The organism is Micrococcus sp. HOU01 (genome assembly GCF_035609305.1).
Taxonomy (GTDB): domain Bacteria; phylum Actinomycetota; class Actinomycetes; order Actinomycetales; family Micrococcaceae; genus Micrococcus; species Micrococcus luteus.
The window spans coordinates 915727-941490 of sequence record NZ_CP141211.1 but is presented as its reverse complement, the minus strand read 5'-3'; the positions used below and the strand labels follow the sequence as shown (position 1 = coordinate 941490).

At 75.7% G+C, this 25764-nt stretch carries 22 protein-coding genes and 2 pseudogenes; 9 read left to right on the top strand and 15 right to left on the bottom strand.

Annotation, left to right across the window (positions count from 1 at the left end; genetic code table 11):
- Positions 1-379: 379 nt before the first annotated feature.
- Positions 380-836: pseudogene (locus SOY78_RS04435) on the top strand (GMC oxidoreductase); the annotation flags it as partial.
- Between the two features lie 105 nt (positions 837-941).
- Here SOY78_RS04435 and SOY78_RS04430 read toward each other — a convergent pair.
- Both SOY78_RS04430 and SOY78_RS04425 read right to left on the bottom strand, forming a co-directional pair.
- Positions 942-1418 (bottom strand): Hsp20/alpha crystallin family protein, encoded by a 477-nt coding sequence (locus SOY78_RS04430; RefSeq protein ID WP_063190133.1) that lies wholly within the window; start codon positions 1416-1418, stop codon positions 942-944.
- Between the two features lie 95 nt (positions 1419-1513).
- Positions 1514-2047: an O-acetyl-ADP-ribose deacetylase gene (locus tag SOY78_RS04425; protein ID WP_063190132.1), complete on the bottom strand. Its 534-nt coding sequence runs from the start codon at positions 2045-2047 to the stop codon at positions 1514-1516.
- A 56-nt stretch (positions 2048-2103) separates the two neighbouring features.
- Here SOY78_RS04425 and SOY78_RS04420 point away from each other — a divergent pair, with 56 nt between their 5' ends.
- The 3 genes and pseudogenes from SOY78_RS04420 (at position 2104) to SOY78_RS04410 (ending at position 5698) form a co-directional block, all read left to right on the top strand.
- Positions 2104-2541, top strand: a complete 438-nt coding sequence (locus tag SOY78_RS04420) for a hypothetical protein (protein ID WP_063190131.1) — start codon at positions 2104-2106, stop codon at positions 2539-2541.
- A 65-nt stretch (positions 2542-2606) separates the two neighbouring features.
- A complete protein-coding gene (gene rmuC / locus SOY78_RS04415) occupies positions 2607-3866 on the top strand; it encodes a DNA recombination protein RmuC (RefSeq protein ID WP_063190130.1) in 1260 nt (419 codons plus the stop codon).
- 138 nt (positions 3867-4004) lie between these two features.
- Positions 4005-5698, top strand: a pseudogene (locus SOY78_RS04410) (SLC13 family permease).
- Between the two features lie 123 nt (positions 5699-5821).
- Here SOY78_RS04410 and SOY78_RS04405 read toward each other — a convergent pair.
- Together SOY78_RS04405 and SOY78_RS04400 are read right to left on the bottom strand one after the other, a co-directional pair.
- A complete protein-coding gene (locus SOY78_RS04405) occupies positions 5822-6928 on the bottom strand; it encodes a 4-hydroxy-3-methylbut-2-enyl diphosphate reductase (RefSeq protein WP_324701851.1) in 1107 nt (368 codons plus the stop codon).
- Between the two features lie 53 nt (positions 6929-6981).
- Positions 6982-8070: a hypothetical protein gene (locus SOY78_RS04400; RefSeq protein ID WP_324701850.1), complete on the bottom strand. Its 1089-nt coding sequence runs from the start codon at positions 8068-8070 to the stop codon at positions 6982-6984.
- A 188-nt stretch (positions 8071-8258) separates the two neighbouring features.
- On the opposite strand from SOY78_RS04400, the gene xseA reads away from it, so the two are divergent.
- Together xseA and SOY78_RS04390 are read left to right on the top strand one after the other, a co-directional pair.
- The gene (gene xseA / locus SOY78_RS04395) at positions 8259-9572 is read left to right on the top strand and encodes an exodeoxyribonuclease VII large subunit (RefSeq protein ID WP_144786648.1); all 1314 of its coding nucleotides are present in this window, start codon (positions 8259-8261) and stop codon (positions 9570-9572) included.
- A complete protein-coding gene (locus tag SOY78_RS04390) occupies positions 9569-9856 on the top strand; it encodes an exodeoxyribonuclease VII small subunit (protein ID WP_036316619.1) in 288 nt (95 codons plus the stop codon). Before xseA ends, SOY78_RS04390 begins: the two co-directional genes overlap by 4 nt.
- Positions 9857-10002: 146 nt before the next feature.
- On the opposite strand, the gene SOY78_RS04385 is transcribed toward SOY78_RS04390, so the two are convergent.
- The 5 genes from SOY78_RS04385 to SOY78_RS04365 form a co-directional block, all read right to left on the bottom strand.
- Positions 10003-10587: a type 1 glutamine amidotransferase domain-containing protein gene (locus SOY78_RS04385; RefSeq protein WP_036383850.1), complete on the bottom strand. Its 585-nt coding sequence runs from the start codon at positions 10585-10587 to the stop codon at positions 10003-10005.
- Between the two features lie 128 nt (positions 10588-10715).
- Complete coding sequence (locus tag SOY78_RS04380) at positions 10716-11636, bottom strand: PPK2 family polyphosphate kinase (protein WP_324701849.1); 921 nt, start codon at positions 11634-11636, stop codon at positions 10716-10718.
- Positions 11629-12867, bottom strand: coding sequence for a pyridoxal phosphate-dependent aminotransferase (locus tag SOY78_RS04375; RefSeq protein WP_036383844.1), 1239 nt, complete (start codon positions 12865-12867; stop codon positions 11629-11631). Before SOY78_RS04375 ends, SOY78_RS04380 begins: the two co-directional genes overlap by 8 nt.
- An 84-nt stretch (positions 12868-12951) precedes the next feature.
- Positions 12952-14100 carry a glycine betaine ABC transporter substrate-binding protein gene (locus SOY78_RS04370; RefSeq protein ID WP_317677087.1) on the bottom strand — a complete coding sequence of 383 codons (1149 nt, stop codon included), beginning with the start codon at positions 14098-14100 and terminating at the stop codon, positions 12952-12954.
- Positions 14097-14573 carry an NUDIX hydrolase gene (locus SOY78_RS04365; protein WP_036381048.1) on the bottom strand — a complete coding sequence of 159 codons (477 nt, stop codon included), beginning with the start codon at positions 14571-14573 and terminating at the stop codon, positions 14097-14099. The genes SOY78_RS04370 and SOY78_RS04365 overlap by 4 nt, the downstream gene beginning before the upstream one ends.
- Positions 14574-14732: 159 nt before the next feature.
- On the opposite strand from SOY78_RS04365, the gene SOY78_RS04360 reads away from it, so the two are divergent.
- Positions 14733-16568, top strand: a complete 1836-nt coding sequence (locus SOY78_RS04360) for a hypothetical protein (RefSeq protein ID WP_323662493.1) — start codon at positions 14733-14735, stop codon at positions 16566-16568.
- Positions 16569-16632: 64 nt separating this feature from the next.
- Here SOY78_RS04360 and SOY78_RS04355 read toward each other — a convergent pair whose 3' ends face one another.
- From SOY78_RS04355 to SOY78_RS04340, 4 genes are all read right to left on the bottom strand, one after another.
- Positions 16633-17868 (bottom strand): phosphotransferase, encoded by a 1236-nt coding sequence (locus tag SOY78_RS04355; RefSeq protein WP_216882118.1) that lies wholly within the window; start codon positions 17866-17868, stop codon positions 16633-16635.
- Between the two features lie 22 nt (positions 17869-17890).
- Positions 17891-18802, bottom strand: a complete 912-nt coding sequence (locus SOY78_RS04350; RefSeq protein ID WP_216882121.1) for a hypothetical protein — start codon at positions 18800-18802, stop codon at positions 17891-17893.
- Positions 18803-18811: 9 nt separating this feature from the next.
- A complete protein-coding gene (locus tag SOY78_RS04345; RefSeq protein ID WP_324701848.1) occupies positions 18812-19819 on the bottom strand; it encodes an IS481 family transposase in 1008 nt (335 codons plus the stop codon).
- 181 nt (positions 19820-20000) lie between these two features.
- Positions 20001-20627: a GNAT family N-acetyltransferase gene (locus tag SOY78_RS04340; RefSeq protein WP_141843780.1), complete on the bottom strand. Its 627-nt coding sequence runs from the start codon at positions 20625-20627 to the stop codon at positions 20001-20003.
- A 57-nt stretch (positions 20628-20684) separates the two neighbouring features.
- Here SOY78_RS04340 and SOY78_RS04335 point away from each other — a divergent pair, with 57 nt between their 5' ends.
- A complete protein-coding gene (locus tag SOY78_RS04335; protein WP_233569955.1) occupies positions 20685-21350 on the top strand; it encodes a 5-formyltetrahydrofolate cyclo-ligase in 666 nt (221 codons plus the stop codon).
- Between the two features lie 88 nt (positions 21351-21438).
- Positions 21439-21717, top strand: a complete 279-nt coding sequence (locus SOY78_RS04330; protein WP_049147734.1) for an FmdB family zinc ribbon protein — start codon at positions 21439-21441, stop codon at positions 21715-21717.
- Between the two features lie 20 nt (positions 21718-21737).
- Here the strand turns inward: SOY78_RS04330 and SOY78_RS04325 are convergent, their stop codons facing one another.
- Positions 21738-21977, bottom strand: coding sequence for a hypothetical protein (locus tag SOY78_RS04325; protein WP_036336929.1), 240 nt, complete (start codon positions 21975-21977; stop codon positions 21738-21740).
- Positions 21967-25731 (bottom strand): DUF4011 domain-containing protein, encoded by a 3765-nt coding sequence (locus SOY78_RS04320; protein ID WP_324701847.1) that lies wholly within the window; start codon positions 25729-25731, stop codon positions 21967-21969. The genes SOY78_RS04325 and SOY78_RS04320 overlap by 11 nt, the downstream gene beginning before the upstream one ends.
- Positions 25732-25764: the final 33 nt, after the last annotated feature.

Here is a 25764-nt window from a genome sequence, read left to right as displayed (position 1 = left end):
GGGCCCACCGCGGCGGAGGCGTCCCGCACCGGCCCCGTTCCGTGGGCAGAACCGGCAGCCCCGCCCGCTCCGTGGGCAGAAAGCGCGCTCTCCCCTGTTCCGGGGGCAGAACCGGCAGGGTTTTCGCTTCCGGGGGCAGAAACCTTCGCTCTCCTGCCCACGGAACCCAGAGGCCCGGCGGCCACGGGGCCCGGCAGCCCCAGCCCCCCGCCCCCACGCGCCCACGGAACCCAGAGACCCGCAGCACCCAGCACGCATCCCCGCCCAGATGACCGATCCGTAGTGTGGACGGGCCGCCCAGACCCCGACGAGAGGAAGCACACCTGTGTCTGCCGACCAGAGGACGACAGCCGAGACCGCAGGGCCACCGGGTCCACCCCACGCCAAGGTCCGCGGCACCGTGCGCCTGCGCTCCAACGACTACTGGGACAAGCCGGCCGTGGACCCGCGCTACTTCACCGACCCGGAGGGCCATGACGTGGCCGTCGCGGTGGCCGGCATCTGACTGGCCCGGGAGATCGTCTCCCAGCCGGCGATGGCAGAGTGGGCCGGCCGGGAGCTCGCCCCGGGCGTGGAGGCGCAGACCGATGAGGAGATCGCCGACTACGTGCGCCGCACCCACAACACCGTGTACCACCCGGTGGGCTCGGTGCGCATGGGCGCCGACGACGACGCCATGAGCCCCCTGGACGCCCGCCTGCGCGTCAAGGGCGTGACGGGTCTGCGCGTGGCCGACGCCTCCGTGATGCCCGAGCACGTGACCGTGAACCCCCAACATCACGTGCTTCACGATCGGCGAGAAGGCGGCACAGCTGATCCTGGCCGACCGCGCCTGACCACCACGCGGAAGCGGCGGGCCCCCGGTGGGGGCCCGCCGCATCTGCGTTCGGGGGAACGGGCCGCGCGCCGGTCACGCCGGCCACGGCTCCGTCAGAGGGCGATCACTCGCCGGAGGCCTCGGCGGCGGAGCCCTCCACGTCCTCACCCTCTACGGCCTCGCCCTCCACCTGGGCGGCGGAGCCGGTGTGCTTGACCTGGATCTTGCGCGGCTTGGCCTGCTCGGCCACCGGGATGGTCAGCAGCAGCACGCCGTCGCTGTAGTCGGCCTCGATCTTGTCCAGGGCCAGGCCCTGGCCGAGGTTGAGCTGGCGGGCGAAGGTGCCGGCCGGACGCTCCTTGGTGAGCCAGCGACGGTCCTCCCCGGCGGGGGCCTCCTTGCGCTCGGCGCGGACGGTGAGCGTGCGCTCCTCGACGTCCACGTCGATCGAGCTCGGGTCCACGCCCGGCAGCTCCACCTCGGCGACGAACACGTCGCCCTCGCGGTAGAGGTTCATGGGCATGGAGGCGGCGCCGGAGGTGCGGGCGAAGCCGGTCATCAGGCGCTCCATCTCGCGGAACGGATCAATGGGACGAGCCATGGTCGATCACTCCTCATGCAGGGCGGGCCGCTCCGGTTGAGCGGCGACTGTCCTGTGCAACGCCGTCCCCCCACGGGGTATTCCACGGAGTTGAGTCAGTCCCGCTCAACCCTGTCCAGGGCGGTCCGGAACGCGGCCTCCGCCGTCTCGCCGTACGGCACGAACAGCACCTCGTCCACGGTGCCGCCCACCTCGTCCGCCATCGCGTGGCAGGTCTCGACGGCGATCCGCGCCGCGTCCTCCATGGGCCAGCCGTAGATCCCCGCGGAGATCGCCGGGAACGCGACCGTCCGGGCGCCGAGCCCGGCCGCCACTCTCAGGGACTCGCGGTAGCACGAGGCGAGGGTGTCGGACTTGTCGATCGTCTTGGCCCACACCGGGCCCACCGTGTGGATGACCCAGCGCGCGGGCAGGCGCCCCGCCGTCGTCGCCACGGCCTGCCCGGCGGGCAGCCCCTCCGGCAGGTCGGTCTCGCGCAGGCGGCGGCATTCGGCCAGGATCTCGGGGCCGCCGCGCCGGTGGATGGCGCCGTCCACGCCTCCACCGCCGAGCAGGGTGGAGTTGGCGGCGTTGACGACGGCGTCCGCGTGCGTGGCCGTGATGTCCCCGGGGGCGATGGTCAGCTGCATGTGCTCACGCTAGGCACGGGTGGGCGCCGTCGGACAGGGCCGGTAGCCTCGGCCCCATGAGCACCCCGACGCCCACCGGACCGACCCCCACGCCTCCCGGCGGCGAGCTGCTGCCGCTGATCAGCCTCGCGGTGGAGCACGTGTTCGACACGCTCGGCCGGCAGTCCGTGTTCGCCCCCACGATCCTCGCCGTCACCGCCGACGGCCAGCGCGGCATGTGGGAGCACCCGGACCTCGAGCCCGAGCAGGCGGCCGCCACGGTCGCGAAGATCAGCCCGCGCCCCACGCGGGCGGTGGCCGTGTTCGACGGCGAGATCGAGACGGCCGACGGGCCCCGCCCGGCCGTCGCGGTGGAGGCCTTCGACGCCGCCGCCCTGGCCTCGACCCGCATGGTCTTCCCGTATCTGCCCGGCGTGGCCGCGGCGGGCATCGCCGCCCGCGTGGACGGCGACCCGCAGGTCGTGGCCAACGGCCCCAACCCGCTCTTCGGCTGAGCCGACCACCACGACGACGGCGCGCCGCGGCCTAACGTGTCCATGCGGCCTGCGAGGGTGGGGGCATGGAGACCCTCAGCCTGCTGCTCGCCCTCATCCTCGGACTCGTGCTGGGCGCCCTGGTGGGCGCGTGGCTCATGTGGCGCCGGGCGGCCGGCGGCGGTGAGGAGGCCCGCCGGGCCCAGGCCGAGCTGGCCGCGCTGCGCACCGAGCACCAGGGGGCGCGAGAGGAGCTCGCGGCCGCCCGGGCGGAGCAACGGGCGCTCACGGCCGCGCGCGCCGAGGACGCCGAACGCCAGCGCGCGGAGTCCCAGGTGATGTCCACGCTCGCCCCGCTGGGCCAGCGGCTGGCGGCGCTCCAGGAGCAGGTGAGCGTGCTGGAACGGGATCGGGCGTCCCAGTTCGGCCGGCTCGGGGAGCAGCTCCGCGCCGCCGCGGCCACGGACCGTGACCTGCTGAACCAGACCACGTCGCTCATGGCCACGCTCAAGTCCACCTCCGCGCGGGGCCACTGGGGCGAGGCGCAGCTGCGGCGGGTTGTCGAGGCGGCGGGCATGCTCCACCACGTGGATTTCACGGAGCAGGCCACGCTGTCCGGCAAGGACGGCGAGCGCCTCCGCCCGGACCTCGTGGTGTCCCTGCCCGGCGGCAAGGCCATGGCCGTGGACGCCAAGGCCCCCATCGGGGACGCGCTGGCCGCCGAGGCCCTCGCGGACGAGCCCGGCGAGGAGGCGTACGAGCGGCGCCAGGCGCTGGCCGCCCAGCACGCCGCGGCCGTGCGCCGCCACGTGGACCAGCTCTCCGCGAAGTCCTACTGGGCCGGCCTCGAGCACTCCCCCGAGCTGGTCCTGTGCTTCCTGCCCGCCGAGTCGCTCCTGGCCGCGGCCCTGGATGCGGACCCCGGGCTGCTGGACCACGCGTTCTCGCGGAACGTCGCGCTCGTCGCCCCCGTCTCCCTCCTGACCGCCCTGAAGTCCGTGGCCTATGCCTGGCGGCAGGACACCCTGGCCGAGAACGCCCACACCGTGGTGGCCAGCGCGAAGGACCTCTACGAGCGCCTCGGCACGCTCGGCACCCACCTGGACCGCATGGGCGGCTCCCTCAAGACCACCGTGGACCGCTACAACCAGCTCGTCGGCAACGTCGAATCGCGCGTGCTCCCCGCCGCCCGGCGCCTCCGCGACGCCGACCCGGGCCTGGCCCCCACACCGGACATCCGCACGCTCGAGTCCGCGCCCCGGCCCCTGGCCGCCCCGGAACTGGTCGCGGGCGTGGAGGAGGACGAGCTGCGCCGTCGTCGGGCGGAGTCGGCGCGGGAGGCGTGAACGGGGCCGCACGGGGGCCGGGCGGGTGGGCCGTCGCCGAGATGGGGTCGCCTTCTGGTGATCCAGATCACTTGATACGGTGAAACTCACAGAGAATTGCCAGGCCGCGCCGAGGGCCTGACTTGATGAGGAGGCCCCGTGGAGTCCCGATCGACCCCCCCGCCGAGCAACGTCAACGAGCACGTCTCCCGCTTCAACCCCCGAGCGGCCGCCCAGGAGTTCGAACACGAGCTCTCCCCGGGCATGCGTGACGAGCCGCTGACCGGCGGCGAGAACGTCAAGCGCATCATCGGCCTCGTGGCCGGCCCCTGCTCGCCGTCGCCCTGTTCCTGCTGATGCCGGGCGACCTCGGCGTCTGGCCCCGCCTCGTCGCCGCCACCGCCGTGCTCATGGCCGTGTGGTGGATGACCGAGGCCCTGCCCATCCCCGCCACCGCCCTGCTGCCGCTCGTCGTCTTCCCGCTCGGCGTGCCCGCCGAGGAGTCCGACGGCGGCATCACCTTCGACGCCGTCGGCGCGAGCTACGGCAACAACATCATCTTCCTGTTCATGGGCGGCTTCATGCTCGCCCTGGCCATGCAGCGCTGGAACCTGCACCGGCGCATCGCGCTCGGCGTCCTGACGTTCATGGGCGCCAGGACCGTGAACCTCGTCCTGGGCTTCATGATCGCCACCGGGTTCATCTCCATGTGGGTGTCCAACACCGCCACCGCCGTGATGATGCTCCCCATCGGCGTGTCCATCCTCGTGCTCGTCCAGCGCTACGGCACGGACGACGCCCTGACCGCGGACGAGACAGCAGACCGGGCCGACCGCCCCGACGCGCCCGCGTCCGGCGAGGCCCCCACGCAGGCCGAGATCCGCTCCCTCACGAAGACGAACTTCGGCACCGCGCTCATGCTCGGCATCGCCTACGCCGCGTCCATCGGCTCGCTCGGCACCATCATCGGCACCCCGCCCAACACCCTGCTCGCGGGCCACATGGCCGCCGAGCACGGCGTGGAGATCGGCTTCGGCCAGTGGATGCTGGTCGGCGTGCCGATCGCCGTCGTGCTGCTCTTCGCGTGCTGGTTCCTGCTCACCCGCGTGCTGTTCCGCCCGGAGATCGACGAGGTCCCCGGCGGCCGCGACCTGATCGCCACCGAGCTGGCCCGCCTCGGCCGCATGAGCGCCCCCGAGGCCAAGGTCCTCGCCGTCTTCGTCCTCGCCGCGCTGGCCTGGATCACCGTGCCGCTGATCTCCGAATACGTCCTGGACCTGGAGTCCCCGCTGCTCTCGGACGCGGCCATCGCCATCGTCGTCGGACTCATCCTGTTCCTCCTGCCGGCCGGTGGCGGGGCCGGGCGCGGCGTGCGCCTGCTCGACTGGGAGGCCGCGAAGGAGCTGCCGTGGGGCGTGCTCCTGCTATTCGGCGGCGGCCTGGCCCTGTCCGGTCAGTTCTCCAAGTCGGGCCTGTCCACGTGGCTCGGTGAGCAGGTCAAGGGCCTCGGCGACATCCCCGTGTGGGTGCTCGTGGTGATCGCCGCCGTCGGCATCCTGCTGCTGACCGAGATGACCTCGAACACGGCCACCGCGGCCACGTTCCTGCCCGTCGCCTCCGGCGTGGCCCTGGGCACCGGCGTCGCCCCGCTCATGCTGGCCGCGCCCGTCGCCCTCGCCGCGACCTGCGCGTTCATGCTGCCCGTGGCCACCCCGCCGAACGCCATCGCGTACGGCTCCGGCTACGTGACCATCGGCCAGATGGTGAAGGGCGGCGTGTGGCTGAACATCATCGCCGTCGTGCTGATCTCCATCGCGTCGATGACCCTGCTCGTCTGGGTCTTCGGGCTCTGAGTCCCTGACCACCCGCCGGCCCGGAACGCCGAGGCCCGGGCACGCCGAGGCCCGCAGACGCGCCGCTACGCCGGCGTCGTGACGGCGAGTCTGCGGGCCTCAGCGAGGAGACGAGGGGCGCGCTCAGGCCTCGGTGTCGCGGCGACGTCCGCCGAGCGAGCGGGACTCGTCGCCCACCCGCTTGAGTTCGGCGCGCAGCTCCTTGGGCAGGGAGAAGATGATGTCCTCCTCGGCGGTCACCACCTCGTCCACCTGCCCGTAGCCGTACTCGGCCAGCAGCGCGAGCACCTCCTGGACCAGCACCTCGGGCACGGACGCGCCCGAGGACAGGCCCACGGTGGCCACGCCCTCGAACCAGGACTCGTCCACCTGGTTGGCGAAGTCCACGCGCTCGGCGCGGGAGGCCCCGTACTCCGCGGCGACCTCCTTGAGGCGCACCGAGTTCGAGGAGTTCGCCGAGCCCACGATGATCACCAGGTCGCACTCCGGCGAGATCGACTTGATGGCCGCCTGCCGGTTGGAGGTGGCGTAGCAGATGTCGTCCGAGGGCGGGTCCTGCAGGTTCGGGAACCGCTCGCGCAGCACGGAGACGATCTCGAGGGTCTCGTCCACGGAGAGCGTGGTCTGGGAGAGCCAGATCAGGTTGTCCGGGTCCTCCACCTGGACGGTGCGGGCCTCGGCGACGTCGTTGATCACCGTGGTGTGCTCGGGCGCCTCGCCGAACGTGCCCTCGACCTCCTCGTGACCGTCGTGGCCGATCAACAGGATCCGCTTGTCCTGCTTGGCGAAGCGCACGGCCTCGCGGTGCACCTTGGTCACCAGCGGGCACGTGGCGTCGATGGTGCGCAGGTTGCGCTGGGCGGCCTCCTCGACGACGGCCGGGGACACGCCGTGCGCGGAGAACACGGTCAGGGCGCCCTCGGGCACCTCGTCCAGCTCGTCGACGAACACCACGCCGCGCTCGGTCAGGGTGTCCACGACGTGCCGGTTGTGGACGATCTCCTTGCGCACGTACACGGGGGCGCCGTGGTGCTCGAGGGCCTTCTCGACGGCGACGACGGCGCGGTCCACACCGGCGCAGTAGCCACGGGGGGCGGCCAGCAGCACGCGCTTCTCACCGGACACGGGCGCGGCCGCCTCCACCTCCTCACGGGAACGACGGACGCGCGGGACCTGCGGCATCCCGAGGCCGACGGCGGACGGACGGGCGGAGACGGAGGGAGCGGACATGCCGTCCATGCTATCGGCCGGGACGCCGACCGGGCCCGGGCTTCGCCGCGGGCTCAGCGCGACGTGACATCGGCGGCGGTGTGGGAGCGGCCCGCCGCGGGGGAACCGCCGGCCCGGCCGGCACGGACCCGGTCACGCCGGGCGACCCACAGCTCCGCCAGGGCCAGCAGCAGGCCCGCGGCCAGCACGATCCAGCCCAGGGTGGTCAGGATCTGGGGGTAGGGGGCGACGGCGGCCGCGAACGCCGGGCCCGCGGCGTCCTCCATCTGCTGGACGAACGCGGCCACCCCCGGGGAGGCCCCCTCGGGCGCCGTGAGGTGGACCGCGTCCGGACCCAGACGGGCGCCGCCGATCAGCCCGCCGGCCAGGGCGACCGCACCCGCCACGGCCACGGCGAGGCCCCGCCGCCGTCGGGGGGCGAGCAGCAGGGCGCCCACGAGCGCCAGCACGGAGGCCGCGGCGGCCCAGCGCCAGTGCGTGGAGGCGTCCACCCAGCGGTGCACGGTGGCCCGATCCGTGCCGGCCAGGGCGTCGATGCGCGCATCCATGCGCAGCGCGGTGCTGTCCCGCAGATCCGCGGCGCGGTCGTACAGGGGCGCCAGCAGGGTGTCCGCGGCCCAGTCGCCGACGTCCGCGCCCACGATCGTCTCCAGCAGCGTCTGCCCGGGCAGGTCGAACCGGTCCTCGCGCAGGTCACGTTCGATGTCGCCCAGGGCGGCGGTGATCCCGGACTGCGCGACGGGACCGAACGGGATGGTCACGTCCGCGCCCGAGCCGGGCTCGTCCGCGCCCTGCGGGTCCTCGAGCTGGGCGAGCCAGGCGCGCCGGGCCTCGTCGGCGGTGTCGGACCAGCCCTGCACCACCTGCGGGTTGTCCGCCACGCGCTGGGCCAGCGGGCGCAGCAGGTCCTCGGCCGTCTGGGCCAGCGGGCCCGGCACCTGCTCGGGGACGGCGTCGTGCACGACGTCGTCGATCACCCCCGGCACGGCGGCGCGGACCTCGGGGTCCACCGCGACCTGCTCCGTCACCCCGCGCAGCAGCTCCGGGCGGTGCGTCGCCTCGTCGACGAGGGCGCCGGCCGTCGCGAGCACCGCCAGCAGGCCCGCCAGGGCTGCGACGAGGAGGCTGAGGGTGGTGCGCATGAGGTCCTTTCCGTTCCGTTCCGACCCCGTCGAGCGTACCGATCCTGGTCGGAGGTTCCCCGGTCTGAGCGCCCGACCGGGGCGGCGGCGGCCCCGGGGGGACACCGGGGCACCGTCTTGCGCGTCCGGCGAGGGCGGTACGGTGGGCCCGTGCCCGGGCGGACCGGGCGCGAACAGGAGGGACCCGGATGGACCAGCCCGTGACCGAGGGCGCCTCGGCGGCGCCGGACGTGCCCGTCTCGGCACCCGCCCGCGCGGGCGAGACCTCCGCTGAGCGGCCGTGGCCCCTGCGCCGGCTCTCCGAGAACCTCAAGGCCCACATCGAGCGCGCCCCCGCCACGTGGATCGAGGGCCAGCTGATCGAGTTCAAGAACAACCGCGGCAACGTCTACATGACCATGCGGGACCTCGAGGAGGAGGTCTCCCTGCCGCTCACCGCCTGGCGGAACGTCGCCATGACCCTGGACGGGAGCGTCCAGCAGGGCTCCCGCGTGGTGGCGCGCGTGAAGCCGAACTTCTGGCTCAAGGCCGGGCGCCTGTCCATGAACGTGCAGGAGATGCGCCCGGTCGGCCTCGGCGACCTGCTGGCCCGCGTGGAGCTGCTGCGCCGGGCCCTCGCCGAGGAGGGGCTGACCTCCCCCGCGCGCAAACGGCCCCTGCCCCTGCTCCCCCACCGGATCGGGCTCATCACCGGCCGCGACTCGGACGCGAAGAAGGACGTGCTGCGCAACACCCTGCTGCGCTGGCCCGCCGCCGAGTTCGAGATCCGTGAGGTCGCCGTGCAGGGCGCCGAGGCCCCGCGGCAGGTGGCCGCCGCGCTCGCCGAGCTCGACGCCGACCCGGCCGTGGACGTCATCGTCATCGCCCGCGGCGGCGGCGCGCTCGAGGAGGTCGTGCTCCCCTTCTCGGACGAGGCACTGGTGCGCGCCGTGGCGGCGGCGCGCACGCCCGTCGTGTCGGCGATCGGCCACGAGGCGGACCGCCCGGTCCTCGACGACGTCGCCGATCTGCGCGCCTCCACGCCCACGGACGCGGCCAAGCGGATCGTCCCGGACGCGGCCCAGGAGGCCGCGGGACTCGCCGACGCGCGCCTGCGGCTGGCCGCGGCCGTCGAGCGTCGCGTGCGCGCCGAGGCCGAGGGGCTCGCGGCCCTGCGCTCCCGGCCCGTGCTGGCCCGCCCGCACGTGATGGTGGACACGCGGCAGGAGGAGACGGACCGGTGGCGCGAGCGCGGCCGGTCCGCCCTCGGCCATCGGCTCGTCCGGGAGGAGGACGCCCTCACGCAGCTGCGCGCCCGCGTGCGCGCCCTGTCCCCGCAGCGCACCCTGGACCGCGGCTACGCGGTGGTCCAGCACGCCGGACAGGTCGTGCGCGAGGCGGACCAGGTCGCCACGGACGACCGACTCGACATCCTCGTGGCGGCCGGGCGGATCGCCGCGGACGTCGTCGCGACGCATCGGACCACCCCGACCCCATCCCACGAGAGGACACGACAGGCATGAGTGAGCAGGGCATGGAGCAGACGCAGGATGCGGGCCGCCCGAGCGGCGTGGAGGGCTTCACCTCCGCGGACGTCTCGGACGTGGCCCGGATGAGCTACGAGCAGGCGCGCGCCGAGCTGGTGGAGACCGTGGGGAGGCTGGAGGCCGGTGGCGCCGGCCTCGAGGAGTCCCTGGCCCTGTGGGAGCGCGGGGAGGCGCTGGCCGACCGCTGCCAGGCCTGGCTCGACGGCGCCCGCGCCCGCCTCGACCAGGTGCGCGGCGAGGCCGCCCCCGACGCCGACTGATCCCGCCCCCCACTTTCGTTCGGGAAACGGCGGCCTCCGCGGCGCTTTCGTTCGAGAAACGGCGGCCTCCGCGGCGCTTTCGTTCGAGAAACGGCGGGGGCGGGGGCCAACGGCCCCCGCCCCACGCGGCTTGCTCCCGACGTCGGTCAGGCGGTCTGATCCTCGTGCTTGCCCTCGCCCAGCTCCTCCACGAGCTTGGCGTTGAAGGCGTCGAGGTCGTCCGGGGTGCGCGAGGTGGTCAGCCCGCTGTCCACGACGACCTCCTCGTCCACCCACTGGGCGCCCGCGTTCTTCAGGTCAGACTCCAGGGACGCGTAGCTGGTCAGACGGCGGCCGTCCACGACGCCGGCCTCGATCAGGGTCCACGGGGCGTGGCAGATGGCCGCCACCGGCTTGTGCTGCTCGAAGAAGGCACGCACGAATGCCTGGGCGTCCGTGTCGATGCGCAGGGCGTCCGCGTTCAGGGTGCCGCCCGGCATCACGAGGCCGTGGAAGTCCTCGGCCTTGGCGTCCTTCACCGTGGTGTTCACCTCGAAGGACTCGCCGTGCTCCCAGTCGGACTTCATCGCGGTGATGGTGCCGGACTTCGGGGAGACGAGCACGGGGGTCGCACCCGCGGCGATCACGGCCTCCCACGGGGAGGTCAGCTCGACCTGCTCGACACCGTCGGTCGCGAGGAACGCGACGGTCTTGCCGGACAGCGGGGCGTTCTGGACAGCGTTCTCAGTCATGAGTGCACCTTTCGGATCGGGTCCGGCGCGCCTCTGCGGCGCCCGGTGTTCCTCCATCCACTCACCGCGGCCCCGGGCTTGGCAAGGTCCGACCACCACTGCCCCGCCCACCGCGACGACGGCGGCGCTCAGCCCGCCAGCAGGCGACGGCGGGCCGCCGCGACGTCGAAGTCGGCCTCCGGCCAGTCCAGCCCCATCCCCTGCAGGGTCTCGATGATCAGCTGCTGCACCGCCAGCCGCGCGAACCACTTGCGGTCCGCCGGCACGATGAACCACGGCGCGTCCTCGGTGTCCGTCCGCTCGATCGCGATCCGGTACGCGTCCATGTATTGGTCCCAGTACGCGCGGTTGTCGAGGTCGCTCTCGCTGAACTTCCAGTGCTTCGTGGGGTTGTCCAGGCGGGCCAGCAGGCGCTCGGCCTGCTCCTCCGGCGAGATCCGCAGCATCACCTTGACGATCCGCGTCCCGGCGGCGCGCACGGCCGCCTCGAACTCGCGGATGGCCCCGTAACGCTCCTCCACCTCGGCCAGCGGGGAGAGCCCGCGCACGCGGTGCACGAGCACGTCCTCGTAGTGCGAGCGGTCGAACGCGGAGACGAGGCCGGGCCGCGGCAGGTGCGGTCGGATGCGCCACAGGAAGTCGTGGGCGCGCTCCTCCGGGGTCGGCGCCTTGAACGCGTGCAGGTGGACGCCCTGCGGGTCCATCGCCCCGATCACGTGGCGCATGATCCCGCCCTTGCCGGCGGTGTCCATGCCCTGCAGGATCACCAGCAGGGACGGCACCTCCCCCACGGGCGCGTCGCGCACCGATTGGGCGAACAGCAGCTCCTGCAGGTCGGCGAGCGCCCCGCCGCGCGCGGCCAGGTCCTTCTTGCCCTTCGCCTTGTCCCCGCCGTAGCCGAGCGTCGCGGCGGCGTCGACGTCGGCCGGGCCCCGGACCTCGTCTCCACGGCGGGCGGCGAACAGCTCCCGCGCGGGGGCGTCGAAGACGCCGTGGGCGTCGGTGGCGCGGGCGGGTTGTCCCGCCTCGGCGGCCGGGGTGTCAGCCATGGCGCTCCCTCCAGTCCTCGAGGAAGTCCTCGAGACGGTCCAGGGCCTCGCTCAGGTCCTTCACGCTGGGCAGCGTGACGAGCCGGAAGTGGTCGCTGTGTGGGTAGTTGAACGCCCCGCCGTGCGAGACGAGGATCTTCTTCGCCCGCAGCAGCTCGATGACGAACGCCTCGTCGTCGTCGATCGCGTAGACCTCCGGGTCCAGCCGCGGGAACAGGTAGAGGGCGCCGTGGGCCGGCTGCACGGACACGCCGGGGATGGCGTTCAGGCGGTCCTGGGCGAGGTTGCGCTGCTCGAGCAGCCGACCGCCGGGCAGGACGAGGTCGTTGATGGACTGGTAGCCGCCCAGTGCCACCTGGATGGCGTGCTGCGCGGGCACGTTGGCGCACATCCGCATGTTGGCCAGCAGGGTCAGGCCCTCGAGGAAGTCGGCGGCCCGGTGCTTCGGCCCGGACACGGCCACCCATCCGGAGCGGTAGCCCGCCACCCGGTACGCCTTGGACAGGCCGGAGAACGTCAGGGTGAGCACGTCGTCGGACAGGCCGGCGGCGTTGATGTGGCGGGCGCCGTCGTAGGTGATCTTCTCGTAGATCTCGTCCGCCATGAGGACGAGGTGGTGGCGGCGGGCCACGTCCACGATGCCCTGCAGCACGGCGCGGGAGTAGACCGCGCCGGTGGGGTTGTTCGGGTTGATCAGGACGATGCCCTTGGTGCGCTCCGTGACGAGGGACTCGATGTGCTCGAGGTCGGGCTCCCAGCCCTCCTCCTCGACGCAGCGGTAGTGCACCGCCCGGCCCCCGGCCAGGGTGGTGGCGCCGGTCCACAGCGGGTAGTCGGGCGAGGGGACGAGGATCTCGTCGCCGTCGTCGACCAGGGCCTGCAGGACCATCGTGATCATCTCGGAGACGCCGTTGCCGATGAACACGTCGTCCACGCCGATGTCCCGGATGCCCCGGGACTCGTAGTACTGCGAGACGGCGGTGCGCGCCGAGTAGATGCCCTTGGAGTCCGAGTAGCCCTGCGCGTGCGGCAGGTGCTGGTGCATCGCCGCCAGGACGGCGTCCGGCGCCTCGAAGCCGAACGGGGCCGGGTTGCCGATGTTCAGCTTCATGATCCGGTGGCCCGCGGCCTCCATCCGCTGCGCCTCCTCCAGGATGGGGCCGCGCACGTCGTAGCGGACGTTCAGCAGCTTGGCGGACTGGCGGAACTGGCGGGGATGCGGGGTCGGCATGCCCCCCATCATGGCACCCCCCGGGCGGTGTGCGTCACAGTCGAGCTCGTGCGACGCGGGCCGGCGCCCCTCCCTCGCGCGGGCTCAGAACCAGGAGCCGCGGGGGACGAACCAGTCCTCGGGCGCGTCCTCCAGGCCCTGGTCCACCAGCCAGTACTGCGCGGCCTCGGCGACCGGAAGCGGGTCGGCGCCCGTGGTGAGCCGTTCGAGCTCCCGCAGGCCGTCGCCGTCGAGGGCGGACATCACCTCGGCGATGCGCCGTTCGGCGTCGTCGTCCAGCGTCGCGGCGGAGCCGACGGCGGTCAGCCGCCCCTCCGGGAGCACGCGGCCGTCGTCCTCGAGCGGGACGAGCGTGTTCGCGTCGATCTCCGGATCCGTGCCGGTCAGCAGCGCGACCTGGGCCTCGTCCGCGACGACGGCGGCGGTCGGGTCCTCGGTGTCGGCCAGCCAGGTCTCGGGGCGGCAGCCGGCGAGCCGGTCCAGGCGGGCGCGCAGGGCCGTGGCCGCGTCCGGGTCCGCCGCGGCGGTCAGGGGCGGGGGTGCGACGGCGGTGAGCGACTCGCACCAGCCGTTGAGGTCCGTGATCGACTCGAGCTCGAGCCGGGCCGCGGTGGTCTGGGTGACGACCGCGGTCAGGCGCAGCACGCCCGCCGACGAGGACAGCACCGCCGGGGCCTCGTCCTGCGGTGTCCCCGCCGCGGCCGTCTGCCCGGCGAGCAGCGTCCCCAGGACGCGCCCGGCCGCCGGGGCGTCGGCCGCGGGGTCGCCGACGGGCAGCGCGGTGGGGCTCGGGGCGGCGGTCGAGGCGGTGGCCGAGGGGGTGGCCGAGGGGGTGGGCACAGCGTCCGTGGACGTGCCGGCCTCCGTCCCGGTCGGCGTCGACGACGGCGACGGCGGGGACGGCAGCGCCGCTGCGGGGTCGGCGGCGACGGCCAGGGCCAGGGTGTCCACGACGGCGACCGTGTCCCCGCCGGCGGCGGACCACGCGGGCTGCTCCACGGCGACGCCGTCCTCGTCCGCCACGGCGTGGCCGTGCAGGCGCAGGTGACGGGACAGGACCGCCGCGACGGCGGCCTCGAGGCCCTCGCCGCCGTGCACGACCGTGATCGGCGCGCCTGACGCGGAGGGCGTCGGCGGGGCGTCCGCCTGCCGCCCACACGCCCCCAGGGCCAGCGACAGCACGAGGGCCGAGGCGGCGAGGGCCGCGGGGCGGCGGTGGGCGGGGCGGCTCACGCCGCCACCCCGGCACGGGCGAGCGCCTCGGTGACCCAGGAGGCGGTGCGCAGCCCGCTGAGCTCCGCGAGGTCGAACCAGCGCGCGTCCGTCGAGGATCCGCCGACCTCAGGGCGCAGGACGCCGCCCGTGATGCGGGCGGTGTAGAGGACCTGCACGGTGAGCAGCGGCAGCGGCTCGCCCCGCAGGCGCTTCTCCACCGGGATCGTCCCGGTCGTGACGCCCAGCAGGCCCGTGAGCTCGGCGGTGTGGCCGGTCTCCTCCCAGACCTCGCGCAGGCACGCCTCCTCCGGGCTCTCGCCGAGCTCGATGCCGCCACCGGGCAGCGTCCACTGCAGGAACTCGGGCCCCTGCCACGAGCTGAGCAGGACGCGGCCGCCGTCCACGATCAGGGCGTAGGCGCCGGCGCGCGTCTGGAACGGGCCGGCGGGGTGTGCTCCGGCGGCGTCCGGGGCGGCGGGGGTGGTGCTCATGGCTGCGGGCTCCTGGCGGCGGTGGGACGGCCCGCGGCGGGCGACGCTGCGGGCCCGGCCAGTCTACGAGCACCGCCCACCGCGAACAGCGGCACGGTCCACCGACCCGCGCCCTAGGCTGGAGGACCACCCGTCCCACCCCCGGAAGGAGCAGCGCCCGTGGACACCCCGCAGGACCCGCCCCACCGGGACGACCCCTCCGGCGGCCCCGTGGAGCCGGCCGTCGACGCCGCCCTGGACCGGGTGCGCGCCCTGCTCCGGCAGGCCCGCGGCACCGCGGCGCCCGACGCCCCGACCGCCCTGGACGCCCGAGGCTGGTGGGAGCTCTCCCTCGAGGCCGCGCTGCGCGACGAGCCCCGGGAGTCCGCCCGCCTCGCCGACTCCGGTCTCGCCGCGCTCGGGCCCGGCCAGGACGACGTCCGCCTCGCCCTGCTGCGGGCGCTCGCCGTCGCCGCGGGCCAGGTCGGGGACGAGGCCGCCCTGACCCGCTGGGTGGAGGCCCGGGCGGCGCTGCTGCGCCACCTCGGCCGGCCCCGGCAGGCCGGGCTCGAGTCCCAGCTCGGCGGCGCCCTCGTGCGCGACCCGGACACGGTCGAGGCGGCGGTGCTGGCCGGCGTCGTGGAGGACGAGCCGGGCGCTCCCGGCGAGGACCCCGGGGACACCGTCCTGCCCGAGGCCGCCCTGGCCCTGGCCGTGCACCGCGTGCACACCGGGGACCTGGACGCCGCGCTCGAGCTGGCCCGCCGCGTCATCGGCGTCCTGGGCGGGCTGCGCGCGGCCGGTGCCCTGCTGCCCACCGGCTCGTGGTCCAGCGCGCATCTGCTGCTCGCCCGCCTGCACCTGTGGCGGGGCGAGCACGCCGAGGCGGACGCGGCGGCCGCCGTCGTCACCGCGCTGCCCGCCGCCCGCGCCGTCCTGGCCTCCGCCACCACGGTGCGGGCGATCGCCGCCCACGAGCTGGACCGTCCGACGGCCGCCCTCGACCTGGCGCTCGAGGCGGCGGAGCGGATGGCCTCGGTCGGGCTGCGGCGCGGCGCCGCCTCCGCGGCGGCCCTGGCCGGGCGCGTGGCCGGCGACCTCGACGGATACGAGGAGGCCGCCGTGACCGCGTGGGAGCTGGCCTCCGTGCACGCGGAGAAGGCCGAGGCGCCGGAGGCCTCGAGCCTGAGCTACTGGTGGGCGCACCAGCTCGTGCTCGCCGGCCGCGCCGACGAGGCCGAGCCCCTGCTCGCCCGGCTGGTGCGCCGCGAGGCCACCCACGGCCGGGACGTCGAGCAGGCCCGCGCCCTCGTGGACCTCGGCCACGCCCACCACGACCAGGACCGCGCCGAGAACGCGCTGCCCCTGTGGCGGGAGGCGGCCGGCCTGTTCGAGGCCCACGGCCAGTGGGAGGACGCCGCGCGCACGCTCCTGGCCGCCGGCGCCCTCGTGAACCGCGAGCGCGACGAACGCACCCGGCCCTCCGCCCTCGACCTGTTCGAGCGGGCGGTCGCGGCCGCGCGTCAGGCGGTGGACGAGGACCCGGCGGTGCTGCCGGCCGCGCTGCACGCGCACGGGTACCTGCTGTGCGAGTCCGGCCAGGCGGAGGGCCTCGACCTCCTCGAGGAGGCGCTCGCCCTCGTGCGGGACGCCGGCGCCGACTGGCAGGTGGCCGACTACACGGACACCCGCGCCCGGGCCCTGTGGTCGCTCGAGCGGGGGCCGGAGGCGATCGCCACCGCGCTGCAGGCCGCCGACCTGTTCACGGCCGCCGGGGACCGCGAGGGCGCCGCGCAGGCCGAGCTCTTCGCCGCCTACGTGGTGGCCGAGGACGGCAGCCCCGAGCAGGCCGCGACGCTCTTCCGCCTGGTGTGCGACTCCACCGACTCCACGCTCGTGCGCCTCGGCGCGCTCACGGGCCTGCACCAGTGCCTGTCCGCCTTCGGGGACCACGACGGCGCCGCGCGCGTCCGGGACGAGCTCGACGCGCTCCGGGAGGGGCTCGGCGCGGACTGACCGCCGCTCGAGGGAGTGGCCCGGCCCGACGGCCCGGCCAGACGGTGGCGGCAGCCGTCGCGGGTCAGAGGCCGACGCGGGCCAGGGCGGCGTCGGCGGCGGCCCGGCGGGCGGACCGCACGGCGCGGGGCGCGGTCGGCTGCGCCGCGAGGGCGGCGAGCACGGTCGCGACGCGGGCGGCCAGCGCCACCTCGTCGACCTCGCTGCGGGCGTGGCGCCGGAACCGCTCGGCCACGGCGCGCAGCGCGGCGCCGCCGGCGCCGAGGTCCACGGCGCCCGCCTCGAGATGGGCGATCAGGACGGCCCAGTCGTCCACGCGGTGTCCCATGCCCAGGTCGTCGGCGTCCAGCACGCCGGTGATCCGCTCCCCCGCCGCGTCCACGTGCAGGTTCCCCGGGTGCAGGTCGCCGTGCACGGGCACGCGCGGGCCGGGGTCCCCGGCCGCGAGCGCCGCGCGGAGCCGCTCCACCCGGGCGGCGGCCTCGTCCTGGGCTTCGGGGTCCAGCACGACGGCGGCCCACGTGGCGTGCTCGAGCAGGACGGCGGGTCCGCCGTCGTCCGCGTCGTCGCCCCCGGCCGCCCCGGCCGTGGGGCCCGCCGGGCCGGGGGGCTCCTCGGGCACCGGCGGCAGCCGGTCCAGCAGCGCGGCGACCCGCGCGGGGTCGAGGGCGGCGGCCTCGGGTCCGGCCAGCAGCGCCCGCCAGGGCAGGCCCGGCACGCTCGCGAGTGGGAGCACCCCGCGCTCCGGCGCCGCGCGGACGGCGGGCACCGGCACCCCGGCCGCCCCCGCGGCGGCCATGCGCCGGGCGACCCGTGCGGCCCGCGCGGGCGGGAGCACCTTCAGGAACGTGCGGGCCACGACGCCGTCGTCGCCGGTCGCCTCGACGGCCAGGACCGCCCGGTCCCGCGGCCGGTAGCCGCGCCACGTGAGGCGGGCCCGGCCCGGCGCCGTACCGAGCAGGGCCGCGAGCGCGTCCGGGTCGGCGGTCAGCGTGAGGCCCGGCAGGACGGGGTCGGCGGGGGCCCACCACCACAGGGTGCCGTCCTCCAGGATCCCGCGCTCGCCCGGGACGGGCGGGCACGCCGTGGCGGGGGCGGCGGGGTGCCGGGGGTCGCGGGCGAGGACGAGGGTGCGGGAGCGGACGCGGGCGTCGCCCGCGCGTCCGGTCATCACGTCCAGGTCCAGGACGCGCGCAAGCCGACGTCCCCGCTGCAGGTGCAGGGCGTCAGCTCGGGTGCGCAGCCAGCGCTCGCCCGACGCGCGGACGGCCTGGCGCGCGGCGGCTCGGTCGATGCTCACGGGCGCGGCCGCCCGGCGGGGCTCAGCAGGCCCGGCGCCGCGCCAGGACGTTGTCCAGGTCCAGGGCGGCGATGTCCTGCTCGGCGGCGGCGCTGATCTGATCGTCCGCCGTGCGCGCGGCGTCCTGGGGCCGGGTGTCGGCGCCGGTGGGGGCGGGGGTCTCGAGCGGCGCCGGCAGGGGGCGGGCCATCTCCGGGGCGTCCAGGTAGGTGGGGCGCGGCACCGCGGGGATGGTGACGGCGCGGTCCGCTGCGGGGGCGGCGGCGGAGGCGGTCACCACCACGGGCTCGGCCCGGGGTGCGGCGGGCGCGGCGGCCGGACGCGGCGCCTCGGTCTCGAAGGCCAGCACGGTCTCCAGCACGCGGCGGTCCCGCTCGGGGTCCGCCGCCGGGGCCTGCCGCTCCTCGGCCGCAGGGGCGGCGGGGCGCGCCGGGACGACGACGGCGGCGGGCCGGGCGCGACGGGTGCGGTCGCGGACCGCGAGGGCCCGCAGTCCGGCCAGCCCGGCCACGGCGAACAGGAGCGACCAGCCGGCCAGGGACAGCGTGCCCGCGCCGAACGCCGCGGCGAGCCCGGCCACGAGGAACACGAGCAGGGCCACGAGGGCGGCGAGGAACAGCGCCGTGCGCCCCCACCGGATGTGCAGGCCGGTCCGGCCGCGGGCGGTGCGCGCCGCGTCGGCGGCGGCGCTCAGGCGGCCCGAGAACCGGGCGGTCAAGGCACGGACGGCGGGCGAGCTCTGCAGGCGGTGCATGAAGGACCTCGGCATCGACGGGCGGGCGGGGGCGGACGCGAGACGATGGCGGCGCAGCACGAGCCGCCAGGCCAGGAAGGCCACGAGGGCCACGATGACCAGCGACGCGCTCACCCGGGCGTCGGCCAGCGCGTCGAGCGCGGCCTGCACGGCCCTCGTCGGCGCGGTGGTCTCGTCCATGCGGTCAGCCTAGCTGTAGGAGGGCATGACGTTGTTGACTCGGGTCGGTGCCAGTGAGGCCGGAGGAGCGTCTCCGCAGGAGGTATGAGGCCGATGGTAGTTGTAGTGGTTCACCCACACCTGCAGGGCCTCACGCCGAGCTTGCTCTGAGGAGTACGGGCGGGCGTAGAGGACCTCATCGACCATCAGCCGGTTGTACCGTTCGACCTTCCCGTTATGGCGCGGGGTGTAGGGGCGGATCCGGTGGTGCCGGCCCCCGAGCGAGACCACCTTCCCGGTGAAGTCCACGGCCCGGTAGTTGTTCCCGTTGTCCGTGATCACCCGGTCCACGGTGATGCCGTGGGCGGCGAAGAACGCCCTCGCCCGGCAGAAGAACCCGATCGTGGTCACCGCCTTCTCGTCCTCCAACGCCTCGGTGTAGGCCAGGCGGGTGAACCCGTCGATCGCCGAGTGCAGGTAGGTGTAGCCGACCCGTCGGCCAGGCCCGCGCTTGGCTGCTCGCGCGTTCTCGGAGTCCCGGCCGTGAGCACGCCAGCCGCCCCCGTCAGGGATGCGCCCGATCTTCTTCACGTCCAGGTGCACCATGTGCCCCGGGCCGCGGGCGGTGATCTTCTGTGGTCGTTGGCGCAGGTCCTCACCCGTGGGCGCGAGGTCTGGCAACCGGGAGATGCCCAGCCGGTGCAGCCACCTGCCCACCGTTCGGAGGCACACCCGGTGGCCTTCAGAGACGAGGTGGTGATGGATCCGGCGGGCCGACCACTTCTCCCTGCGACGCAGGGTCTGGATCTGGGCCACCACCTCGGGGTCGAGCTGGGCAGGTGAACGGCGCGGACGGCTGGGCAGGTCCTGAAGGCCGGCTTCTCCCTGGGCGCGGTAGCGGGCCACCCAGGTGGCCACCGTGGGCAGGCTCACCCGGAACTCGGCGGCCACGTGCGCTTGTGGGATCCCGTCGTGCAGGTGGCGTTGGACCATGCGCAGCCGGCCGGTCGGGGTCAGGGGTGCGTTAGCGTGAGTCATGAGTGGGTCTCTTCTGGCAGGTGGGTGGTGTAGGAACTTCCATCCTGCGGGGCGGGGCCCACTCGTCTCATCTCAGCCGGCGCCTCGTGGCAAGAACCTCATGACCCACAACACCTAGCGCCGGGGGCGGACCGGTCCGGCCATCGCGGCGTGTCCGCACTCGGCGTGTCCCGTCGACCGCTCAGGGGCGCGGCCGGGAGGCCAGCCACCGGGCCAGCAGGCCGTCGGGGACCTCCTCGGCGGTCACCGCGAACGTCCGGTGGTCCCGCCAGGCGCCGTCCACGTGCAGGTACGCGCGCCGCAGGCCCTCGTCGCGCAGGCCGAGCTTCGCCACGACCCGCAGGCTGGCCGCGTTCTCCGGGCGGATGTTGACCTCGACCCGGTGCAGACCGGCGCTGCGGAACGCCCAGTCCGTCGCCATGGCCACGGCCGTCGGGGTCAGCCCCCGGCCGGCCTCGCGACGGTCGATCCAGTAGCCGATCGAGCCGGAGAGCACCGAGCCGTACTGGATCCCGCCCAGGGACAGCAGCCCCACCAGGCGGTCCCGGTCCGGGCGGTCGTCGTCGAGGGCCATGCCCCACGTGTAGGCGCTGCCGTCCCGGCCCTGGCGGCCGTGCCAGCGGACCATCTGCCCGAACGACGCCGGACCCGCGCCCGGCACGGGGCTCGTCGCGTCCCACGGCGTCAGCCACTCCCGGTTGTGCGCCCGCTGCTCCTCCCACGCCTCCCGGTCCCGCCGCCGCAGCGGCCGCAGGGCGAGGGTGCCGTGCCGCAGGGTCACGGGCCAGGGGGAACGCTGCCAGGACATGGCGTCGATCCTATGCGCGGCCGGGCGCGGCACCGGTGCGGCGGGCATCATGGGGACATGCGCACTCCCCCTCCCGTGCCCGAGCCCGCCGCCACGGGCCCCGTCGCCGGCGTCGACGACGTCGTGGACGCCAAGGCCGCCCTGCGTGCGCGCCTGCGCACCGCCCGCCGCGACCGCTCCCCTGCGCGCCGCGCCGCCGAGTCCGCGGCCGCCGTCGAGCACCTGTGGGCGTGGCTGGGCCCGCGCGTGGCCGCGGCGACCGCGGACGGGACCGCCCCGGTGGTGGCCACCGTGCTGCCGATGGCCACCGAGCCGGACACCGGTGGGCTGCGCGCCCGCCTGCTGGCCGCGGGGGCGCGGGTGCTCGTCCCCGTGATCGAGCCGGAACGACGCCTGAGCTGGGCCTCCTGGCACCCGGGCGTCGCGACGGCGCGCGCCGCGAACGCCCCCGTGGACGAGCCCGTGGGCGAACGGCTCGGGACCGACGCGCTGGCGGCGGCGACCGCGGTGGTCATGCCGGCGCTCGCGGTGGCCGAGGACGGGATGCGCCTGGGCCAGGGCGGGGGCTACTACGACCGCTTCCTCGCCGAGCTGCCGCGGAGCGTGCCGACCGTGGCCCTCGTGTTCGAGGACGAGCTGCTGCCGGCAGGCGCCATCCCTGCCGAGCCCACGGACCGGCCCGTGGACGGCGTCGTCACCGCGGCCGGGATGCGCTGGGTCTGAGCCCGGCCCGCGGCGCGGAGTAGCATCGGGGGTCGGATCCCCCCAGAACCGCGCGCCCCGGCGCGCCCCGAGCGAGCTGGAGCTGAGCATGCCCACCTACGCCTACCGCTGCAAGGACTGCGGCCACGCCTTCGACGTCGTCCAGGCCTTCACCGACGACGCCCTCACCGAGTGCCCCGCGTGCGGCGGCGTCCTGCGCAAGCAGTACGGCTCGGTCGGCGTGAGCTTCAAGGGCTCCGGGTTCTACCGGACCGACTCGCGCTCCGGCACCGGGGGCACCGGCTCGGCCGGCGGATCGACCTCGGACTCGGCCGCCGGGTCCTCGACGTCCTCGACGTCGTCCTCGTCCTCCGCCGCCGCGGACTGACCCGGCCGCATCGGGCCGGCTCAGCCCCAGTGGGGCGGGCGCTGCTCGCGCAGCCAGCGGTCGCGCTCGGCCTCGGCCGCACCGGTCTCGACCCCGGCCCTGTCCCCGGTCGGTGCGGTCGCCGGCGACGTCTCGGCCTGCCCGGTCAGCCGGGGCATCCCGGGCAGGCGCGGCTCGCGGCCGTCGGCGGCTGCCGGGCCGGTGCCCGGGGCGTCCGCCCGGCGCGGGCCGCGGCGGCGCGCCGCGCCGTCAGCGGGCATCGTCGTCGGCCTCGTCCGTCTCGTCCGCCGGCTCCACGCCCAGCCGGTCGGCCAGCCCGCGGGCCACGGACTCCGGGTCCGCGAACACGTCGATCGCCCACAGGGTCCGGGGCTCCCAGCCGCGGGCCTCGAGCCCCTCGGGCAGGGTCCGCGAGCGCTGCCGCACCGTGAGGGCGCGGTACACCTCGCCGCCGTCGCCGGCCAGGGCCAGCGGACGGGGGGCCTCGTCCCGGTCCGCGCGCGGATCGAGCACGGCCAGGTCCATGACGCCGCCGTGGCGGGGCAGGACGCGGGCGCCGTGCTCCTCAAGCCGGTCGCGCAGATCGGCCAGCAGCGGGTCGCCCACCATGCCCACCGGATCCGCGGCGTCCTCGCCGAGGTAGGCCTCGAGCAGCCGCAGGAACCAGAGGGCGCCGCCGTCGAGCCGGTCCTCGTCCAGGTCCGCGGCGCGCAGCGCGGAGATGAGGTGCAGGCGGCGGCGTGCCCGGGTGAGCGCGACCGTGACCATGCGCTCGCCGTCCGGGTCGGAGAAGGCGCCGAAGTGGTGCACCACGCGGCCGTGCGGGGTGCGGCCGTAGCCGGGGGTGAGGATCACGGCGTCACGCACCACGGAGGCGGCGCGCACGACCGGCACGATCACGAACGGCTCGGCGTCGGCGGCGTCCTCGCCGCGGCCGCGGGCGAGGAACTCGTGGGCCCACGGCGCCTGCGCGGCCGTGGCCTGCACGGCGGCGGCCACCCTGCGGGCGTGCTGCTCGGACACCGTGACCACGGCCAGGGACTGCTCGGGCCGGTCGCGGATGTGCTCGAACACGCGCTCCACGGTGCGGGCGACCTCGGCGTTCGTGGACTCGACCACGTCGCCGCCGGTCATCGGGATACCGGTGCCCTCGGGCAGGTACTCGGCCGTGACGGCACGATCCCGGCCGGTGGCCTCGCCCGCGGTGGGCAGCGCGTCCAGGGCGCCGTCATAGGCGAGCGCGGAGAGCAGGCGCACGAGGCGCCGCTCGAGGGGGCGGTGCACGGTGCGCAGCGGCAGGGTGGGCAGCACCTCGTCCAGCGCGTCGTGGGCCGAGCGCAGCGGGCGCAGGGGCCCGGCGGTCGCCGTCGGGTCCACGGACACCTGGAACGACTGCGGGCGCCCGATGACCGGGTCGCCGAGGGCCACCACCTGGGGGGCGCGGGTGAGCGCGCCCATCGCGGTGGCCAGGGCGGTCGCGTCGGCCTCCAGCAGCACGACGACGTCGGCGCGCCACTCCGGGGGGAACTCGGACAGGGCCATGGGCGAGGTGGTGACCACCGGCACGAGCGGCTGCAGGAGCTCGGGGGTGATCGTGGCCAGGGACTCGACCGTGGGGCTGCCCTGCTTGAGCAGGGTGCGCAGCACGGCCGCGTCCGCGCGATAGGTGCGCAGCGCCTCCCGCCAGCGCGCGGCCAGCGCGGCGGAGAGCCGGGCGCCGCCGCGCTCGAGATGGGCGCGGTCCAGGTCGCGGAACCCGCGCTCGACCTCCGCCAGGTCCGTGCCGCTCATCATGGCCAGGAAGTCGTCCCCGGAGATCATCGCCTCGAGCGCGGACTGCCACCACGCCAACTCGAGCTCGGCGGTCAGGGCCTCGGTGGGCACCTCGCGGTCGCGCAGGTCCTCGAGCAGCTCCGCCAGGCCGTGGTCGCGCAGGCTGTCCAGCACGAGGGTGCGCTCGGGCAGCGTGGCCAGGGTGTCGCGGTCCGCCACGAGCCCGTCGACGGCGGCCACGAGGTTGTCCACGTCCCGCTCCTCCAAGGGCGCCTCGGCCACGGCCTCCGGGGCGAGGACGCCCTCGAGCCGGCGCAGGCGCTCGCGCACCTGGCCGACCTGGCCCATCACGTGCTCGCCCTGGTCCGGCACCTGCGGGGGCGTGCCCGGCTCGGCGGCGTGGCGGTTCCAGTCCTCCAGGACGGCGGCGGCGTCCACGAGGGCGCCGTGCAGGTCCGTGGGCTGCACGCCCGGGCGGACCGCGTCCTTCGCCGCGCGGCGCAGGCGGGACCGGGTCACCGAGGACATCTCGACCAGGTGGAGGCGCCGCCACGAGCTGGTGGCGGTCGCCGCGACCAGCTGGGGCACGTCGAGGGAGAACACCTCGGGGGTGAACTCGGTGAGGGTGCGGGCCACACGGCGGTAGAGGTCCGCCTGCTCCGCCCAGCCGGCCACCGTGCGCTCGGGGCGCAGGCCGGCCTGGGCGGCGGCGGTGTCCACGGCGCGCCGGGTGGTGTGCAGGGCGGCCGCCAGCTCGTCGGCCAGCTCCGAGGCGGCCTCGGTCTCCTGCACGTTGCGCACGCGGGCGCCGAACCAGCGGCTCTCGGTGGCGGCGGCCGAGAACGCGCCGAGCTCCCCGGCGCGCACGAGCTGCTCGCCCACGGCCTGCCGGTTCACGGTGGAGTCCAGCACGGAGCGCTTGAGGCGCACGGTGGTGGCCGGCGGCGTCTCGAGCCCGGTCAGGGCGGCCAGGGCCTGCATCGCCTGGAACGGCGAGCAGCCCCAGCGGGGGCGGACGTGGTGCAGTGAGCCGACGTGCTCCTGCAGCCGGCGCCGTCGTTCGGTCAGGGCGGCCTCGTCCCGGGCGGTGTCGGGGTCCACGGCCCGCTCGGAGCGCAGGACGGCCTGCACGAGCTGGCGGCGGAGCAGCTCGGGGTCCGCGTTGGCGGGCACATCCAGCGCGATCGAGCGCAGGTCCGCCTCCTCGAGGCGGTCGAGCACGTCGGCCAGGGCGGCGGAGCGCTCGGCCACGACCAGCACGCGCCGACCCTCCCAGGCCAGGCGCGCGGCCAGGGCGGCGGCGGTCTGGGTCTGCCCGGTGCCGGGGGCGGCCGCCACCACGAGGGACTCCCCCGCCGCGGCGTGCTCGAGCACGCGTGCCTGGGCGGCGTCGACGTCGACGACGAGGCGCTCGTCCGCCGGGGCGACGTCATCCTCCGCGGGCGCGCCCGTGGGCTGCAGCGCCGCCGGGCGGGGCACCATGCCGGTCCCGGCGTCGTACAGGGCCTGCACGACCGGCAGATCCTCGAGGGAGGCGGGCAGGGAGGCGGTCTCGCCGAGGTCCGCGAACGTGGAGACGAGCAGGCAATCCTGGATGTGCAGGTCCGCGATCGCGGCGGCCTCCTCGCGCAGGCGGGCGAACGCGGGGGCGGGCTCGAGGCGCGCCGTGGCGTAGGCGGCCTGCTGGTACGCCTCGGGGTCCAGGGCGATGCCGTGGTGCCGGCGCAGGTTCCGCACGAGCGCCGGGTTCAGGCGGGCCGGCTCGGTGATCTGGACCTCCAGCTCGTCCCGGCCCCGGGCGCCGCGACGCACCGTCAGGGCCACGCGGGCCAGCAGCACGGGGGCCGAGCGGCGCTCCCGCCGGCCGTCCTCCTCGGCCGTCCACGTGGCCACGCCCACGGCGAGCGCGCCGACGTCGATGCCGCGTTCCTCCGCCAGCTCGCGGACCTTGGCGCGCAGGCCGAGGGAGACCTCGTGCGCCGCGTCCAGCACCGGGCCGGCCGGCAGCAGGGTGGACAGGCGGGTGCGCCGCCCCAGCAGCAGCTGCGAGACGCCGGAGGAGTTCGCCTCCGTGAGGTCGATGCTGTTGGCCGCCGAGGGCGCGAACCGCAGCATCGTGTCGTTCTCGGCGCCCGAGCCCAGGGAGGACACCCAGGCGGCCGGATCGGGGCGGGTCTGCCCCTCGTCGGGGCGTGCGGCGGCGCGGGCGCGGGCCAGGCGCGGGAACTCCTGCTCGGTCACGTGCGTGCGGTCCTTCCTCCGTCGCCTGGGTCC

Excerpts from the sequence above, each read along its gene's own strand:
- SOY78_RS04430 (WP_063190133.1), bottom strand. The coding sequence starts at position 1,418 with ATGGCTCGTCCCATTGATCCGTTCCGCGAGATGGAGCGCCTGATGACC.
- SOY78_RS04425 (WP_063190132.1), bottom strand. The coding sequence starts at position 2,047 with ATGCAGCTGACCATCGCCCCCGGGGACATCACGGCCACGCACGCGGAC.
- SOY78_RS04420 (WP_063190131.1), top strand. The coding sequence starts at position 2,104 with ATGAGCACCCCGACGCCCACCGGACCGACCCCCACGCCTCCCGGCGGC.
- rmuC (WP_063190130.1), top strand. The coding sequence starts at position 2,607 with ATGGAGACCCTCAGCCTGCTGCTCGCCCTCATCCTCGGACTCGTGCTG.
- SOY78_RS04405 (WP_324701851.1), bottom strand. The coding sequence starts at position 6,928 with ATGTCCGCTCCCTCCGTCTCCGCCCGTCCGTCCGCCGTCGGCCTCGGG.
- SOY78_RS04400 (WP_324701850.1), bottom strand. The coding sequence starts at position 8,070 with ATGCGCACCACCCTCAGCCTCCTCGTCGCAGCCCTGGCGGGCCTGCTG.
- xseA (WP_144786648.1), top strand. The coding sequence starts at position 8,259 with ATGGACCAGCCCGTGACCGAGGGCGCCTCGGCGGCGCCGGACGTGCCC.
- SOY78_RS04390 (WP_036316619.1), top strand. The coding sequence starts at position 9,569 with ATGAGTGAGCAGGGCATGGAGCAGACGCAGGATGCGGGCCGCCCGAGC.
- SOY78_RS04385 (WP_036383850.1), bottom strand. The coding sequence starts at position 10,587 with ATGACTGAGAACGCTGTCCAGAACGCCCCGCTGTCCGGCAAGACCGTC.
- SOY78_RS04380 (WP_324701849.1), bottom strand. The coding sequence starts at position 11,636 with ATGGCTGACACCCCGGCCGCCGAGGCGGGACAACCCGCCCGCGCCACC.
- SOY78_RS04375 (WP_036383844.1), bottom strand. The coding sequence starts at position 12,867 with ATGCCGACCCCGCATCCCCGCCAGTTCCGCCAGTCCGCCAAGCTGCTG.
- SOY78_RS04365 (WP_036381048.1), bottom strand. The coding sequence starts at position 14,573 with ATGAGCACCACCCCCGCCGCCCCGGACGCCGCCGGAGCACACCCCGCC.
- SOY78_RS04350 (WP_216882121.1), bottom strand. The coding sequence starts at position 18,802 with ATGGACGAGACCACCGCGCCGACGAGGGCCGTGCAGGCCGCGCTCGAC.
- SOY78_RS04345 (WP_324701848.1), bottom strand. The coding sequence starts at position 19,819 with ATGACTCACGCTAACGCACCCCTGACCCCGACCGGCCGGCTGCGCATG.
- SOY78_RS04340 (WP_141843780.1), bottom strand. The coding sequence starts at position 20,627 with ATGTCCTGGCAGCGTTCCCCCTGGCCCGTGACCCTGCGGCACGGCACC.
- SOY78_RS04335 (WP_233569955.1), top strand. The coding sequence starts at position 20,685 with ATGCGCACTCCCCCTCCCGTGCCCGAGCCCGCCGCCACGGGCCCCGTC.
- SOY78_RS04330 (WP_049147734.1), top strand. The coding sequence starts at position 21,439 with ATGCCCACCTACGCCTACCGCTGCAAGGACTGCGGCCACGCCTTCGAC.
- SOY78_RS04325 (WP_036336929.1), bottom strand. The coding sequence starts at position 21,977 with ATGCCCGCTGACGGCGCGGCGCGCCGCCGCGGCCCGCGCCGGGCGGAC.